The sequence below is a fragment of the Paenibacillus oceani genome (assembly GCF_014705615.1).
Lineage (GTDB): Bacteria > Bacillota > Bacilli > Paenibacillales > NBRC-103111 > Paenibacillus_AB > Paenibacillus_AB oceani.
The window spans coordinates 57,873-74,939 of the sequence record NZ_JACXJA010000035.1 but is presented as its reverse complement, the minus strand read 5'-3'; the positions used below and the strand labels follow the sequence as shown (position 1 = coordinate 74,939).

9 protein-coding genes are annotated in these 17,067 nt (G+C 53.6%); 6 read left to right on the top strand and 3 right to left on the bottom strand.

The features are described from left to right. Position 1 precedes the first annotated feature (1 nt). Entirely contained in the window at positions 2 to 2,209 is a 2,208-nt protein-coding gene (locus tag IDH45_RS23390) for a hypothetical protein (RefSeq protein WP_190930551.1), read from the bottom strand. 601 nt (positions 2,210 to 2,810) lie between these two features. Here IDH45_RS23390 and IDH45_RS23385 point away from each other — a divergent pair. Further along, positions 2,811 to 3,518, top strand: a complete 708-nt coding sequence (locus IDH45_RS23385; protein ID WP_190930550.1) for a DNA alkylation repair protein — start codon at positions 2,811 to 2,813, stop codon at positions 3,516 to 3,518. 410 nt (positions 3,519 to 3,928) lie between these two features. On the opposite strand, the gene IDH45_RS23380 is transcribed toward IDH45_RS23385, so the two are convergent. Further along, the gene (locus IDH45_RS23380; RefSeq protein ID WP_190930549.1) at positions 3,929 to 4,744 is read right to left on the bottom strand and encodes a helix-turn-helix domain-containing protein; all 816 of its coding nucleotides are present in this window, start codon (positions 4,742 to 4,744) and stop codon (positions 3,929 to 3,931) included. A gap of 137 nt (positions 4,745 to 4,881) precedes the next feature. Here IDH45_RS23380 and IDH45_RS23375 point away from each other — a divergent pair, with 137 nt between their 5' ends. The 3 genes from IDH45_RS23375 to IDH45_RS23365 all read left to right on the top strand — a co-directional run bounded on the left by IDH45_RS23375 (position 4,882) and on the right by IDH45_RS23365 (position 10,118). Then, a complete protein-coding gene (locus tag IDH45_RS23375; protein ID WP_317891273.1) occupies positions 4,882 to 6,702 on the top strand; it encodes an FAD-dependent oxidoreductase in 1,821 nt (606 codons plus the stop codon). Positions 6,703 to 6,798: 96 nt separating this feature from the next. Further along, positions 6,799 to 8,118 (top strand): ABC transporter substrate-binding protein, encoded by a 1,320-nt coding sequence (locus IDH45_RS23370; protein ID WP_190930548.1) that lies wholly within the window; start codon positions 6,799 to 6,801, stop codon positions 8,116 to 8,118. A 140-nt stretch (positions 8,119 to 8,258) separates the two neighbouring features. Further along, entirely contained in the window at positions 8,259 to 10,118 is a 1,860-nt protein-coding gene (locus IDH45_RS23365) for a right-handed parallel beta-helix repeat-containing protein (protein WP_190930547.1), read from the top strand. Positions 10,119 to 10,303: 185 nt separating this feature from the next. Here IDH45_RS23365 and IDH45_RS23360 read toward each other — a convergent pair whose 3' ends face one another. Continuing rightward, positions 10,304 to 13,435: a beta-galactosidase gene (locus IDH45_RS23360; protein WP_190930546.1), complete on the bottom strand. Its 3,132-nt coding sequence runs from the start codon at positions 13,433 to 13,435 to the stop codon at positions 10,304 to 10,306. A 238-nt stretch (positions 13,436 to 13,673) separates the two neighbouring features. Between IDH45_RS23360 and IDH45_RS23355 the strand changes: the two genes are divergently transcribed. Further along, a complete protein-coding gene (locus IDH45_RS23355) occupies positions 13,674 to 15,455 on the top strand; it encodes a sensor histidine kinase (RefSeq protein WP_190930545.1) in 1,782 nt (593 codons plus the stop codon). Then, entirely contained in the window at positions 15,430 to 17,037 is a 1,608-nt protein-coding gene (locus IDH45_RS23350) for a response regulator transcription factor (protein ID WP_190930544.1), read from the top strand. The genes IDH45_RS23355 and IDH45_RS23350 overlap by 26 nt, the downstream gene beginning before the upstream one ends. Positions 17,038 to 17,067: the final 30 nt, after the last annotated feature.

The following is a 17,067-nucleotide window of genomic DNA, read 5'->3' as shown; positions in this document are numbered from 1 at the left end:
CTCATCCTACATCTCCTTGCAAGATATAGAGTAAATCGCCGCTTTTTGCCTTCCATTCCTTCGTCGCTTGCCCGCTAAGTCTAATGGCGCTGACTCTGTACTCATAGGCGCCACTGTTCTCTCGTCGCAGGAGCACATCCGCAATCGGGAACGGCAGTGCCACTTTGACCACGGGATGCTCGGCGCTGAGCGAGACGGTGACGCTGCCGTTCTCTCCGTGCCTCAGCTCGACAACGATCTCGCTCAGCCGTTCTTCCTCCGGCTTGCCTGGGGGCAGGTTGAAGATGGCCGGTAGCGTCTTGACCGTAATCTCCTGCTCGTACAAAGCGGTAAACGGATCTTGGATCGCGCTCCAGATCGCTTCCCGATCGGGCAGAACAGTAATGTCGCGCGGACCTAAGAGTACCGAGGCCGAGCCATTGCCTTCGATCGTCTGACCTGGCGCAGGGGCCACCGTAAACACGAGCTCATCACCCGAGGAGAGAGACTCGACCGGCAGCGTAAGCCCTTGGAGCTCGCAGGGAACCTCGGTTCCTTCGCGGAACAGTTTGGCGCTCACCTGGCGGATCCGAACCGGGCTTTCAATCCAATTCCGAATTTTAACGATAACGCCTGCGGAGTCGGGATCGGCAGTATAGGTATAGTCGAAGAGTTCTCCGGCGAGATCATCCATGCGTGCTGTGAACGGTACTTTCTCGGCGACCCGGTTATGCTCGTCGTCCAGGCTGACCTCCACCTCTCCCGTCATGAAGAACGCTGCGGTCCCCGACCCCATAAGCGCATCGAACACCTGTTGCAGCTCTTGGAGCGACAGCGACAGCGCATCTACGATGCCTTCCTTCAGGTTGACCAGCGCTCCCTCGCGAAGCTGGAACGGTCCGGGGGCATTGGGGAGAGACAGCCGGAACGCCAACCGGTCCGCGTCTGCCAGCAGCGGTTGAAAGACAGGGCCTGCAATCCCGTCCGGGAGAGTCCCGCTTACATGAGCTTTCAGCTCTCGAGCGGAAGCTTCCAGCCGATCAAGGTCGACGTAAGGGGCCGCTGCATAATCGAGAGTCGCCCGCGACGTTTGGAGCGAACCGTCTTCGGAAGTAAATTTGGCTGATAGGAACGGCAGGTAGGGCGGGACGGGCAAGCGTGCGAGTTTGAAGGCATCCGGGAGGTAATAGAACAAATACCGGCGGCTCGTCTCTTGATAATAGCTGTGGAAATCGTTGCCGTAACGAACCTGATGCCGGATCAGGCCCGGACCGTCGCTTGCGGGCGAAATGCCGCCGAAGATGTAGTCGTGCAGGTTGGCCGGGAAATAGAAAGGAAGCTGGATGTCCAACACGCGGTCGACGATCCGATAACGCTGCTTCGGCTTCAAGACAGACAAGTCGATGTGAGTCGTTTCTCTTCTTTCGACGGAGATCAAGTCGGTAGAGAGTTTGACTTTGTCAATCTTGCTCTTACTTAAGGCAGGGAAGGCTCTGGATGTGCGGATTGAGAGGGGCTGAACTTGTGGCTGAACGGAATTCATCGTACGCACCGGGAAAGGCCTTGGGCCGCCAATCGGTTTGATCGGGCCGATTGGAATCGACAACGGGCCTGTGTAGGGCGGTTTTGATGGCGTCTCTTTGGGCGCGACAACCGGGATGGCGACCTGAACGGTACGTCGGACGATCAGAACTGCATTTGACTGGGGCTCTGTAAGAGCGGCGTACAATTCGTCGCGTTCGGCCATACTGTCTAGCTGCACCGCAGCCTGGATACCGTCCGGTTCCTCGAGTATATCTCCGAACTTCAATTCCTTCTGCACCCCGCCCGACCCGATGAGCACATACCGCAAAATCACGGATACCCGGTGCGAAAGTGCAGACGCATCCCGTGACGTCTGTTCGATTTCCTTGGCCGGACCTCGGATCAGATGAACGCGCATCACCCATCCCGGTGCTCGTTCTTCTACGGTGATGCGATATTGCTCTTGTCCGCCGGCCGTTCTCTCCGTGGCTACCTTGTAGCGGGGCACGTAAACTTTGCTGGCTGAGTTGGCCGGCTGCTCCATCAGGATCGTGTCGCTTACTTCCTCCGTCGGACATACGGGGACGGTCAATTCTTCCCGGGAGTAGTCCTTTTCGTTCAGGCGAATTCGGGATAGGGCTTCGGTAATAGCGGGATTGTTAAGGACGTTAAGCTTCGCGAAAGTAGCATTGAACTGGATCGGCATGAGCGTTCACTCCTCGGCGTTGCGGATTGAGGCGCAAAAAAGAAGGTCTGGATGTGGATGGAACTTGACACACGATACATCATAGCAAAGTTTGAACCCACAATAATGGGAATAAGGAGCCAATTTAATGGTTTCGTGAATAGGTCGTTCAGACAAATTTATTAATCCGGCGTTTCCTTGAAAGGTAGCAATCTGTCGGAATTTGTAATGGCGATAAAAGTATAGTTATCAAATCAATTAGGGAGATTCCCATTTAGACAGCTCTTAGAATCACGTGGTGATAGGTCAAAAGTATTCTTGAAATTGATAAAAAATTACATCCACTAAAAAGTAATATAGCTAATACTGGAAGATCCTATCCTAATCAAGATCGAGCAGGCTGCGGCCGAGCATGAAAAATAACACTTAATGGCATTAAAAATATTAGATGCGACTCGTCACAGGTATTGAACATAAATAAACGTTAATCACTCTAATGTGATAAGATAATGATAGTATAGTAATCAGTAAAAAGTCTGCGAAAGGCTATATTATAGGCTCTTTGTCCAGTTTAACGATCAGATAGATTTTGAATACCTTCAAAAATAAGGAAGTGAAAATAATGAACTTCGAAATAGTGATGCAGGAGCTTGAAGCTCTCGGCAAGGAACGATCCAAAAAAATGTATATGTCCAATGGCGCGCACGAACCGCTTTTCGGCGTAGCTACAGGCCAAATGAAACCGATCGCCAAAAAAATCAAAATCAATCAGCCTTTGGCAGAGCAGCTATACAGCACAGGCAATTACGACGCCATGTACTTTGCCGGCATCATTGCCGATCCCAAAGCGATGACCGAAGCGGATTATGACCGCTGGATGGACACAGCTTATTTTTATATGCTGTCCGATTATGTAGTGGCCGTCACTTTGGCAGAATCAGACATTGCCCAAGACGTTTCCGACAAATGGATCGCCAGCGGCGAGGAGCTAAGAATGTCGGGAGGCTGGAGCTGCTACTGCTGGCTGCTGGGCAATCGGCCGGACAGCGAGTTTCACGAAAGCAAGCTCGCTGCCATGCTGGACCTTGTGCAAAAAACGATTCACGATGCACCGGAACGAGCGAAATATGCCATGAACAATTTTATTTACACTGTGGCGGTATCGTACCGTCCTCTCCATGACAAGGCGGTCGAAACCGCAAAGGCGGTAGGGTCGGTAGAAGTCAAGCAAGACCAGAAAAAAAGCAAGTTTCTGAACGCTTCCGACAATATTCAAAAAGCAATAGATAAAGAGCAGATTGGGTTCAAACGCAAATATGTAAGGTGTTAGAGTGTTCCTATACATGCCCATATAACGAACGCCAATTGAAATGTCTCGCTAGTGGAGAAGCAAAAGCCCTGCAAGCGCGGAATGCCGCCTGGCAGGGCTTGTTCGTTGTACCGGATATCAGCTTTGAACGTAATCGACTTCGGTCCAGCAGAGCGAATTTGTCCGGATCGAATCCGGGCGGCTCTCCTCCTCATTCATACGCATCGATTTCCTAGCCAGCCAAGCTTAACGGAAGACGCCCCTCGCTGAACATGCAACCTCTTAGCCGGTTTTCACTTTCTTGCGCATGGACAAGTTTCGTGAAGAAAAATATATAAAACTTGATCGATTCCTGTATGTATCTATTCAAACGGGAATGATACCATGAAAATTAAGACAAGAGAATACGAAAGCGGTAAAGCCGGGAGCGATCAAATCCGGTGCGCCCGGCGGTATTCGGAAGGGGTGATACCCATCTTTTGCGAGAACACTCTGCTGAAATAAAAGCCGTTGCTATAACCGCACGCGGCTGCGATTTTGTCGATCGTCCACACGGTTTCCTGCAGCAGCGTCCGGGCCCGGTCAAGCCGAAGCTCGCTTAAATACTCGCTCGGATTGACGCCGAACATGCTGCGGAAACGGCGGCTGAACTGCACGGTGCTAAGTCCCATCGCGGACGAGAGCTGACTGAGGCTGACAGTTTTGTAAGCGTTTTCTTTGATATGGGCTTCCGCCTCTTCCATCAGCGGGTCGTCGGGAATCACTCTCGTTTCATGGAGATGCGTCTCCCATTCCCAGTCGAATTGTTCCCACAGATCCGCAAGCAGAAAGTTTCTGCGACCGACTCCGAGCGGGTCCTGGCGCCGGGAAAGCATGGCGAGATAGCCGTAAGTGGAAGCGAAACGCTGTTTGTCCCGGATCGGATGCTTGCCGACCGGATTTGGGCACAGCCGGTTTTCGGTGCGGATTTCCTCCCCGGCGGCGAACCAGGAGAAGTTCAGCACGAGAAAAGTGGCGGGGCGCAGCATTTCCCGCTTAAGAGCGATATCCGGCGGACAGAGCAGAAGGTCTCCTTTTTCCGCGACTCCTGTAAGCTCGCCGATCTCGAACCGGAAACTGCCGCCATCCACGACGAACAGCACCCATTGCGGGCCGGTGTCTTCGTCTTTTTCAAACCGCTTTTTATGGTTCCAAACTGTAATAAAATCGATGCGAGCCGCAAGTTCTCGGGGACGATACGTTTCCATGCGCGATCACCGCCTGATTGTGAGTATGTACTTACGATAACGGAATATGCGATGAAACGAAAGTGACGATTTTTTTTCAATACGGCTCCGTTCACCGGAATGAGATAGTCGGATTTCAGGATAGAGGAGAGATTGAAGTGAAGGGCACCAAGCAAACAAATAGGCAAAAAATAACTACACAGCTGTTCGTGGCGGGAGGAGGGATGGCCGGAGTAGCTGCAGCGGTCGCTGCCGCCAGAAACGGAATTCGCACGGTTCTTTGTCAGGATCGCCCGGTGCTGGGAGGCAACGCCTCGTCGGAAGTGCGAATGAACGTGAGCGGCGCTTCCGTTCGGGGGGCGGCGCTTGAGACCGAGTCGCGGGAAAGCGGCATCGTCGAGGAAATGATGCTGGAGTGCGCCGTGCGCAACCCGCAGCGCTGCGCCAATATGCTCGATCTGATTTTATACGAAACATGTCGTGCGGAACCGAACTTAACGCTGATGCTTAATTCGTGCGTGGTCGGGGTCCGTATGGACGGCGACCGGATCGCGGCGGCCTACGTCAATCGGGAAAGCACGGAACATTACTTCGAGATTGAAGCGGAGCTGTTCGCCGATTGCACCGGGGACGGCCGGCTCGGAAGCGAAGCGGGAGCGCGGTACACGACCGGGCGGGAGTCGTCCGAGGAATACGGGGAATCGTTTGCAAGGGATGATCGGGACGCGTACCGGCTCGGCTCTTCGCTGCTGTTCACCTCCCGTGACATGGGGCGCCCGATGCCGTTCGTCGCGCCGAAGTGGGCGCGGACTTTTTCCGAGGAAGATTTGTGGTTCCGCTCGCATCCAACATGGGAATACGGATATTGGTGGGTCGAATACGGCGGAATGCGGGATACGATCAAGGACAACGAGGAGATCCGCGACGAGCTTTTGGCCATCATGCTCGGCGTATGGGACCATATCAAGAACAGCGGACATCATCCGGAATCGGCGAACTGGGCGTTGGACTGGTTCGGCTTCCTTCCCGGGAAGCGGGAATCGCGGCGGTTCGTCGGACAGCATGTACTGACCCAGCACGATTTGGAGCAGTCGGTGGATTTCCACGACACGATCGCTTACGGGGGATGGTCGATGGACATCCATCATCCCGGCGGTATCGAGGCGGCGGACGAGAAGCCGAATATTCATCCGTACACGCCCTATATGTACGGCATTCCGCTTCGCTCGCTCATCAGCGCCAATATCGTCAACCTATTGTTCGCAGGGCGCAATATATCGGCGACGCACGTCGCTTTCTCCAGCACGCGGGTCATGGCGACATGCGCCTTGATGGGAGAAGGGCTGGGCACTTATGCCGCCTTCGCGGTTCGAAGCGGCAAGCCGCACGAAGCCTGGCGCGACCCGGAGCTTGTCCGGGATACGCAGCAGCAACTGTTGCGGCAAGGGGCTTTCTTGCCCGGCAAGCTGCTGGAGGACCGGAATCTTGCAGCAGAAGCGGCCATCGTAGCCTCGTCGGAGCAAACAGGCGGCGCCGCGTCCCAAGTTGCGGACAGACATACCCGCTCCGTGCATGGCAGGCGGGGCGTCAGACCGGACTTAGCCGTGCCCGGGACGCACCGCTGGATGTCCGACCCGGCGGATACAGCGCCGTGGCTGGAGCTTCGCTGGGAACGCCCGGTTCAAATATCGCGCATCACGGTCGTGCTGGACACCGGGCTTCATCGCCATCTCGCCTTGACGCATTCGGATGGGCATCATAACCGAATGGAGTGGGGGCCACAGCCGGAAACGTTAAAAGACTTCAATGTTCAGGCCGGCATCGGGGGCCGTTTCGAAGAGGTTGCCCGTGTTCGGGGCAACTACCAGCGGCAGCTGCAATTCGATGTGCAGCTTGGCGAAGTCGACTGCTTGAGATGGGAGGTGATCGCGACAAACGGACTCGACCATGCACGGATTGTGGAAATTCGCTGCGAGTAGCCGTACGCTCAGTTCGCGGACATGATTGGCGGCGGGCGCGGCACGGACGGTAGTACGTAATCGATTGCTTGAACCATTCCAACGGGGGGGATCGACATGAAACGAAATTATCGGTTAGTTGGCGGAGCCGCATTGATGCTGCTTGCCGCTGTCTTGGCCGCAGGATGTGGAAAGACGAAGGAACCGGACAGCCCGGCAGCGGACGGAGGAGAGGCCGGGGGGCCGCCGAAAGTGAGCGATGCGCCGGTAACGCTTAATGCGGCCGTAGACGCGGTCATAGTGGACAGCGCTCTGGAAGCTGCCATTCAGAACGGATTGAAGAAGAAACATCCGAACATCAAGCTGAACATCATTCAATCGGGCGCGGGAACGACGCTGACCGATCAGATCGCTTCCGGCAACGCGCCCGACATTGTGTTTACGTTTAACGGCCGCTTGGCGACGTATCAGGACAAAGGCATTTTATACGATATGACCCCGCTGCTGAAAACGCATCAATTCGATCTGAATCGCTTTGAGCCGCAGATGATTACGGACGCCAAGGTCAGTTCGACGAACGGCGAGCTGTACGGCATTCCATACAGTCGAAATTTCCATGCCTTCTACTACAACAAGGATATTTTCGATAAGTTTGGCGTGCCGTATCCGCAGGACGGGCTAACCTGGGACCAAACGCTCGAGATTGCCAAAAAACTGACCCGTATGGAAGGCGGCAATCAATACAGAGGTATTGACCCCGGAGCCGGCATCTCCTGGATTTACCAGCCTCTCGGCATTCAGGCAGACGATGTCACGACCGGCAAAGCGTCCGTCAACAACGAACAATGGAAAAAAGTGTTCGAGCTTGTCAAAACGATGTTCACGATTCCCGGCAACGAGCCGAACGGAACGCCGATCGATAACTTCCTGAAACAAAAAAACTTGGCGATGATCGCGTACACCAACATGTTCTCGCAGCTGGAGGAGCCGACAAAGCAAGGCTTTAACTGGGATCTCGCCCAATATCCGAGCTACCCGGAGCGGCCGAACACGTACGGCAACGCCAGCGTCAACATGATGGCGATTACGCAATCGAGCATATACAAGGAGCAGGCGCTGCAGGTTATCGAGGTGGCCACCTCCGACGAAGTGCAACTGGAGATCGCCCATCAAGGAATCATCTCGCCTCTCCAGAATACGGCGATCCAAGCCGAATTCGGTAAAAATCTGAACGTTCTGAAAGGAAAACGGATCGAGAGCATTTTCAAGAGCAAGCCGGTGCCGTACCCGAAAGCTTCTCCGTACCGGTCGAAGTCCGAAGGGATCGCCGCGAAATATTTCAACGAGTACAAAAATGGAACGATCGACGTCAACACCGCATTAAGCAAAGCGGAGGAAGAGATCAACAAAATGCTGGAAGCGGAAAAAGCGAAATAATAGCACGACGTCGAACAGACGACACCCCGGTTTCCGTACCCGCAGACAACACTACTGCTTGCTTCGCGAATAGCCGTATCTTCCATATTCCGGCGATACGGCTTTCGCGAATCATAATCAAAATCGAGGAGGGACGTAACATGCAAAACTTGACAAGAAGGAAGCTTTTGGCGGCAATCGGCACGACAGGAGCGGCAGCCGTTCTATTCAAAGCTTCTGTCGGCGCGACAAACGGAATGGAGCCATCTGTTTTGGGAGCGGTTTATCCCGATGCCAAACCCAAACCGAAGCTGACTAGAACCGATTTGTGCATTGCAACGTCGGTAAGCGAACTGAGAGCGGAGACAGATCCGGTGGAAGGTTTTGCGTATTATGTAACGGATGCGGGGATGGAGGGATTTTTTCAATATGAACCGGGAGACACCTCTTCGCCCGACAATACGGGCACGATTCTCGTCTCGACATCGGGCGCACGGTTTAAACGGATTATCGAAGAATCGTTTGTGAATGTAAGATGGTTTGGCGCTGCGGGAGATGGGGCGACCGACGACACGGCGGCGATCAATGCGGCTATCGGCGACGGCAACAGAACGGTTTACATTCCGGAAGGAACGTACATGATCCGGGCTGACGCCACAAGCATCGGCCAGTTGAGCGCGGGTATTCAGGCGAAAAACAATACGAAAATTGTCATATGCCCGCAAGCGACTTTGAAAGCGCTGCCGTCCGCAACGCCCAGATATACGATCATCAACATTTTTGGCAAATCGAACGTCACGATCGAAGGCGGCGGCAAAATTATCGGGGAACGGAACGAACATCAAGGGACGACGGGGGAATGGGGTTACGGCATTTGCATCGGCGGATCGGATCGCGTACTGGTGCAGGACTTGTATATTGCGGATTGTTGGGGAGATGCGTCCGTTGTCGGATACTATCTGGATAAAAGCAACGCCGCCCGCAACATCACATTCCGGAATGTGTACTGCGACAACAACCGGAGACAAGGGATCAGTGTAACCTGCGCCGAAGATGTACGGATCGAGAGCTGTACATTTGCAAATACGAACGGTACAGCCCCTGAATATGGGATCGATCTTGAACCGGACAGCGGTACTTCCGTTCGCCGCGTGACTATCGCCAACTGTATGTTCCGCAACAATGCCGGCGGTGGTTTTACAATGAACGGTACGAATGGAACAGTCGAATATGTCCATTTTATCGGCAACACACTTGTTGGTCCCAGATCCCATATCAATGGCTTGCTGACACAAAACGTAGTGATTAAAGGCAACATCATTACCGACTCTGTGATCAGAAGCTTGTGGCTCCGGTTATCGAGCAAATATCTCGTGGAAGGGAATCTCATTCAAAATTGTAACAGCATCGGGATTTGGCTGGAAGAATCCAGCTCGATCAACATAACGAATAACCATCTCTATAACGTAAAGGCTAACAGCATTCGGCTCGCTGAAAATTCCAAATACTGTATAGTGGCCAACAATTTGATCGAAGAATGCGGAGAGTCGTCGGCAAGCACGAATATTATGATTACAACCGGCGCAAGCTTCAACACCATTCAGAACAACGTGATTCAAAATCGGTTCAAGCACGCCGGAAAGGCGAAAGGCGGAACAAACGGTTCGATCGTGCTTGATGACGACGCTTCCGCGGCAAGCGGCGAGTACAACAGCATGACGATCTACATGGTCGGCGGGACCGGTGCGGGACAAAAAAGAAAAATTACGTCGTATGACGGCGCGACCAAAACCGCCGTGTGTGCGCCGGCTTGGACGGTGGCCCCGGACGCTACGTCCGAAGTTGAGATTCGATATGGCTCCATTAACGGTATACGCGTGCAGTATCCGCAGGAGAAATACAACATCATTCACAACAACCAGCTTCTGTTTGCTTCAACACTCTACAATTCCAACGGCATAGACGATCAGGGAACGGGCACCTCAGTGGCCAATAATGTTTCATTCGAAGAAGCGATATAGAACGAATATAATTGCAGGCCAAAGCCGTCATAGTGCGGAATTGCGGCTCTAGCCCGTTATATGCTGATAGCAGCAGGCATCCGCCTCGCTGCTGCCCTGCAGAAACCCAAAAAAGTTGGACGGAAAACGCGAAGGTTTTCCGCCCAACTTTTTTTGTGACTTATGTGACTACTCTTTTCTATACTTCAGGAATTGACCAAGATGTCCGTCTCATGCGGACGATATACGGCCAGCAGCTTGCCGCTCCGGTCGGCAGCGAACATGACGGTGCGCTCGCTTTCCAGCGCAAACGAATACGTAACGCCGGTAGCGGGATTCGTTACGCGGACCGCAGCATCCTCGGCGAATTCCGATACGAAAATAAATAATTCGCCGTCGTCAAAGCTGAGCTTGCGTCCATAAACGCCCGGCAGATCGCCGCCCGACTCCCAGACCAGCTCCGGAGCGACGTCTGCTTCCCGGATCGCATGCCGGTACAGGTCGGCGACCGCTTCGGGGCGATCGTTCATTTCGACCGGCAACCCGCACCAGAGAAGGGTTCCTTTGCCGAGTTTCACGGTACGCAGCGTTGAACCCGTATCCGCCGATGACTTCCGGACCGTTTCTTTTGCCAGCATGGCGATTTTTCGGCTTCCGTAGGAGAGCGGGACGGATTTGCCATCCAGCACGAATCGTTCCTCGCGCCGCACATTGCCCAGCGTGCGGGCTCCGAGCGCAGCGTCCAGGCGGCTGCTTGGGTGCCAGTATTCGTCCAGCCCGGCCGGTCCGGTAAACAGAAGCGTCGTCTCATGGGCAGCGACGTGGTCGAGCAGCTGCTGCAGCGCCGTATCGCTGAAATTATGCGGACTCGGCACGATAATCAATCGGGCCGGCTGATCGTTCAGCGCCTCCAGCTGATACTCGCCCATCGCGCGGAACGGAGCATTGAGGTCGTAGGCAAGCACCCGCGTTGCGCGGCTTGTCGATTCGACGGCAAAGGAACGGTTCGATAAATCGTTCGAATAAGGGAAGATCATCACGATGTCTTCCAATTGGCGCCCTGTGAATAAATCGCGGATCTGCTCCATAAACCGGCCGAAGTCGTAGGAGACGTCCGCTTCCGGTTTTTCCGTGCCGTCCGCACGCAGCGCCCCGATATTCGATTCGTTGACATTGTTCATGAAGTAATTCGTATTCCACAACCATTGAACCGCGCCAGCGCTTCCGGTAGAAAACGAGTAGGCGTATTTGCGCTCCAAAATGTTGCGCAGCTCTTCCTCGCTTCGTTTAGCCCTTCCGTCCGGGGTTTCCACATACATAATGCCCGTTTCCTGAATCATATTCGGCTTGTACGGCGTTTTCGCGAAGATGCCGTCCCACACGAGCTGGTCCAGCAACCACCAGGAATGATTCGTCGTATAATCCGCCGCTTGTTCGTAGAAAAACGGGGAGGGGCGCTGTGCGTTCAAGCCTTCGTCTTGTCCGATCGTAATGAGCTGACCTGGAGCAATGGAGCGAATCGCTTCATTTAACTCACTCGCCCAGCGGTTCAGCATGTCCATGGAAAACAGCGAGTAATCCAGCCAGCGCGTTCCTTTTTTGCCGGAGTGCATATCCTGAATGTCCGCATTAATATCGTTTGGTTCCGGTGGCGTAACGGATTCGAAATCCGGAAGAGCGTTCGGCGACATCCCCCAGCGCTCCTGAAGCACCCGGATCGAGCCGTGGCGCTGCTTCAGCCATTCCCGGTAAGCCGCTTGTTCGTAAGGGTCGCGCGAGCTGCGCGGGCCTCTGGAGAAAATCTGCTTCGGATCAAACATCGACGGTTCGTTGATCAAATCCCAATGGACATTCGACGTAAGCCGGTGGCGCGAGACGATCGATACGATATACCGCTTCTGCGCTTCGACGCTCCGCGGATCGAGATAAGGATTCAGCCCTTCCCACAGCTCAGGCGTGAACGCAAAGAAGTTAAACGTGAGCTCCAGGTCGTGTTTCTTCGCCGTCATCACGAAAGCGTCGATCGCCCGCAGCACTTCCTCCGAAGGATGACCGTCCAGCAGCATAATATTCCGGTAACCGGTCCAAATGCCGGTACGAATATAGTTGATGCCCGCTTTTTTCATAGCAGCCATATCCCGGTCCCATACGGAGACGTTCGGCAAAAAGACGAAGTTGCGCGCCACGTCGCTGGTCATATACGTCATGCCGACGATCGGCAGCGGACGGCCGTTTTTGCGGAAATAATCGCGGTCGCACCTCAGCGGCTCGCCTTCTTGCAGCATCCGTTCATCCCGGCACCATAAGCCTTGGCGTAATGTTCTGCGTTCCCCGGTATTGGCAATGAGGTCGGCGCGCATCGTATATTGTCCGTCGCTCAGCTCAAGCGGCACGTTGATCGTGATCGATTGCAGGTTCGAGGAGGCGGTCAAGCTGTACGTTTGTGTCCACTCGGAAAGCGGTTCCCCGCCCGAATCTTTGCCGAAGGTGAGCTGCAGTGTCCATTCTTGGTTGGCAGATTCGCCGCCTTGTACCGCATGACGTCCGAGCGTCTGCCATTGAAAGATCAATTTCGCCCGGTCGCCCGGGTCATAGCTGGCATAACCGGTCTTCAGCCACATTTCCGTAACGCCGCGAGAGCAATAGTCCGCCCATGCCCATATCGCTTCCTCGCCTCCGGCTTCCCAGAACGACGTCCGCAGCGGCTGATTGACGAACATCCACCGGCTTCCGGCATAAACGCCGCGCACATTTTCCAGAAGCACGACCGGAGCTCCGATTTCGCGGCCGTCTTTGGAGACGGCTTTGACCAGCGCGTGGATCTGGGTGTTCATCGGGCCGAGTGAGCCCATCTCATGAGGCAATGAGGTTTCTTTGGTCACGTGCAGCACGAGGCTGTAAGTCGGTTCGAGCGTTAGCCCGCTAAGATAAGGCGCACATACGGGAAGATCCGTCGCCGCCTCCAGTCGATCAAACTTGCCGGCCTGGACCGGCATCGCTTCATGGATATGGAACAGCTGATGGTAGGCGGATTGCTCCACTTCGCACTTCCATTGCCCGTCCTCGCGGTATACCGGAATACGGAACGGTGCGCCGCCGATACAAAGCAGCGAGCCTCCGCGCTCCACATAACTGGCGATGTGCCGCCAACTGTCCTTCGGGAAGTACGGGGCGTGCATATTGACGAAACATCCGCCCTCCAGCCGATCGAGCGCTTGAGCGAGCGCGTCGGCCCCGACCAGCGGTGCGCGTTCTCCTAACTTTTGAACGGTTGCTTCACTGATGCGGTCTCCGTTATAAGGAAAGGCGGGATCGTAAAAAATAACAAGGGATGTCATAACAGGTTGGCTCCTTTCGGCCGATCTTCATCTAGTCCAACACTATCATGCTCCGAAAACGAAAAATATAAAAAATACTATGGAAATGTCCAATAATCTATAGAGAAGGAACGCAGGTTCCTCTAATCTGCAACGCTGTTTTGCTTTGCAGCCATGTATGCTATATTCTGTTTCGTAAACCATGAAGAAGTTGCTGGCGCAAGACGCCGTTCGTTTCTGGATAGGAAGGAGTGTGACCATGCGGCGCGAAGGCAAGAAGCGTTTTATAAGCCTGCAATACAAAATTTTGTTTTTTACGGTCGTTCTGGTGCTGATTCCGCTGCTCGCTGTCGGCATTTTGTCTTATGTCAAGTCTTCGGAAATCATTCGTCAAAAGGTAAGCGTCTCCGATTTGAACACCGTCACGCAAATCGGGCAAAATATCGAGTTCATGTTCGAATATTTCCACGATACGTCGCTGTTCGTCATGCAATCGGGCGAGGTCAGGCAATTTCTGCGAATGGACATTGAGGCCGATCCGAGCGAATATAACGGGCAAAAGGTAATAACCGAGCAGTTGCTGACGAATTTGCCGAATATGAAAGCATTCGTGCAGTCGATTCAGCTTCAAGGCATCAACGGCAGCCGGCTGAACGTGCGCGGAGCGGTTCGTCCGCTGCAACCGGAGCAGATCGCCGGCATCTTGGAGCGCAAGGGGGAGCCGGTGTGGTATTTGAACGAAATCGTGCTTGGCAATGGAACGAAAAAAAACGTCATTTCCTACGAACGGGCGATTAAGGATATTAACAATATTTCCGTCACGCTCGGCGTGCTGCAGATGAACATGGATCTGGATGCGGTGCTCTCGCTTTTCGAAAGCCGGCAAACGGGAGGGACGGACCACTTTTATTTAGTGGACGAGCATGACGACGTAGTCGCTTCAACGGACGGGAACCGGGTCTCCGGCTCGTTATCGGAGATGATCGGCGCTCAGACGGGGCTCACGCAGCAACAAGGCTACACGGAGCTGACGATCGACCGTACGCCCTACCTGCTTACCTACGACACAATCGAGCCGCTGGGCTGGCGCATTCTTCACATCGTCCCCGCCCAGGCGCTGCTTAAGGAAAATCAAGTGATTCCGCAAATCATCGTCGTTACGGCGATCATCAGTTTTTTTGTGTGCGCCGGGATGGCGTATTGGTTCTCGCGTCGGATGATTTTGCCGATCCGCAAGCTTCGCCGACTGATGAGCCAGGTAGACGGGGAAGATTTCAACGTTCGCATTACGGTGTCGGGCAATGATGAAATCGCGGAATTGGGGCAAAGCTTCAATAATATGCTGGAACGGCTCCGCGGAATGATCCGGGAAGTGTATACGGCCCAGCTCCATAAGAAAGAGGCCGAGCTGAAAGCGTTCCAGGCGCAAATCAACCCGCACTTTTTGTATAACACGCTAGATACGATCTATTGGATGAGCCGGATGGAAAAAGCGTTCGAGACGTCGGAGCTCGTGCAGGCGTTGTCGAAATTGTTCCGCCTCAGCTTGAACAGCGGGAAAGAGCTGACGACCGTACGCGCGGAGGTCGAGCATTTGCGTCATTACGTCACCATCCAGCAGAAACGGTACGAGGACAGCATCGATTTTCAAATCGAGGTGGAGGAGGAGGCGCTCGACTGTCAGACGGTCAAGCTGGTCATTCAGCCGTTCGTGGAAAACGCCATCGTTCACGGAATCGAGAAGAAGGGCGAGTCCGGCGTGATCCGCGTCGATATTAAACGCGAGGACGAGGGTTTGGTTTATTACATCAGCGATACCGGATATGGCGCCGATTTAGAGGAGGTTAACCGTTTGATGAGGGAATCCGGAGACGATAATAAAGGATTTGCCGTGAAAAATATAAACGACCGGATTCAGCTGCATTTCGGAAAAATGTACGGAGTCGAGTTCAGCAACGGCCGTGAAGGAACGATCGTGAAAGTGATTCAGCCTTGGACGAAGGAGGAGACGGACGATGGTCAAGCTGATGATCGTAGATGACGAGTCGATTATCCGCAAAGGAATTCGCACGTCGATCGATTGGTGGAAATTGGACGTTGACATTGTCGGCGAGGCGCGCAACGGGAAGGAAGCGCTGGAATTGTGCGAGCAGTTGAAGCCGGATATCGTGGTTACGGACATTCGGATGCCGCATATGGACGGGCTGGAGTTGGCCCGGCAGTTGAAGGAGCGGGTCCCGCAGACGAAGATCGTCATCATAAGCGGTTATGATGATTTCGACTATGCCAGACAAGCGCTGAAAATCGGGGTTAACGAATATTTGATGAAACCGGTAGGAGCGACAGAGCTGGAAGCTTTAATTACGAAAATATCGGAGGAGATTGCACGGGAACGCAAAAAAATCGAAGAAGAGCAAAGCAACCTCGAGTTGATCCGCGAAAATTTTCCGTTTATTCAGCGCAAATGGGTAAACCGTCTGTTGAAAGGAGCGAATACGGACGCCGCAGTTCTTTTCGAGCAAGCGGGTCAACTGAATATTTCGCTGGAAGGACCGGAGTACGCGGCTCTCGTCGTCGATGTCGACGACTTTCGTTTAATTACGGAGCATGCTTCCGACCGGGATAAGGAACTGACCTTGTACGCGATCGCCAACATCACGGAGGAAGTGCTGTCCTCGGTGTTCGCTTGCACGGTATGCCAAAGCGATTTCGACTACATCAATCTGTTCGTAAATGCCAATATGAAAAACAAACACCGCCTGATCGAATGCTGTGAGGAAATCCAGCGCTGCGTCGCCCGGTATATGAAGCTGTCCGTTACGATCGGAGCCGGCGCTTATGTGCGGGAGCTGAAGGATCTTCACAAAAGCAGCGCTCAGGCAGTATTCGCCATGCAGAGCAAAGTGTACCGCGGGAAAGGGCAAATTATCGTTTATGGGGAGACGGAGACCGGGGATGAAAGCAAGCGGAAGCTTCTGCCGCCCTCCGAGAACGATAAGGAATTGCTGCAAAACCTCAGCGTTATGGATCAAACGAAAATCGACGCGCTGCTCGACGAGCGTTTCCTTCAGTTTGCCCACTCGCATGTCCCTTATGAACACATTAAAGCGCTTTGCCTGAAATGGGTTATTTTGGCGATGGCGCACCTGGAGCAGATGGGCGTTAATCTGGGCGAGAGCCAGCTTGCTGCATTGAATCCGTACGAGGAAATTGAGAAATACGAGACGACGGAAGATATCCGGCGGTGGCTCGGCGATTTGTTCGCCGCCTTCATCGAATCGATCGCCGCGTACAAAAATGTACGGTTCAAACATATCGTAACCGCCGCAATCAAATATATTCAGGAGCATTATGCGGAGGATATCCGGCTGGAGGATGTTTCGTCCCAAGTATTTGTGACACCGAATTATTTCAGCCGCGTCTTCAAGGAGGAGACGGGACAGCATTTTACCGAGTGGCTGAATACATATCGCGTAGACAAAGCTAAGGTGCTGCTGAAAGATGTCGGCACGAAAATTTATGAAGTGGCCGAGCGGGTCGGCTATAACGATTACAAATATTTCACCCATGTTTTCAAAAAATATACAGGTTTTACTCCGAAAGAGTATCGAAATCGGTTGTAATTCGCAACAGGACACATTTACGGATAATTT

Excerpts from the sequence above, each read along its gene's own strand:
- IDH45_RS23390 (WP_190930551.1), bottom strand. The coding sequence starts at position 2,209 with ATGCCGATCCAGTTCAATGCTACTTTCGCGAAGCTTAACGTCCTTAAC.
- IDH45_RS23385 (WP_190930550.1), top strand. The coding sequence starts at position 2,811 with ATGAACTTCGAAATAGTGATGCAGGAGCTTGAAGCTCTCGGCAAGGAA.
- IDH45_RS23380 (WP_190930549.1), bottom strand. The coding sequence starts at position 4,744 with ATGGAAACGTATCGTCCCCGAGAACTTGCGGCTCGCATCGATTTTATT.
- IDH45_RS23370 (WP_190930548.1), top strand. The coding sequence starts at position 6,799 with ATGAAACGAAATTATCGGTTAGTTGGCGGAGCCGCATTGATGCTGCTT.
- IDH45_RS23365 (WP_190930547.1), top strand. The coding sequence starts at position 8,259 with ATGCAAAACTTGACAAGAAGGAAGCTTTTGGCGGCAATCGGCACGACA.
- IDH45_RS23360 (WP_190930546.1), bottom strand. The coding sequence starts at position 13,435 with ATGACATCCCTTGTTATTTTTTACGATCCCGCCTTTCCTTATAACGGA.
- IDH45_RS23355 (WP_190930545.1), top strand. The coding sequence starts at position 13,674 with ATGCGGCGCGAAGGCAAGAAGCGTTTTATAAGCCTGCAATACAAAATT.
- IDH45_RS23350 (WP_190930544.1), top strand. The coding sequence starts at position 15,430 with ATGGTCAAGCTGATGATCGTAGATGACGAGTCGATTATCCGCAAAGGA.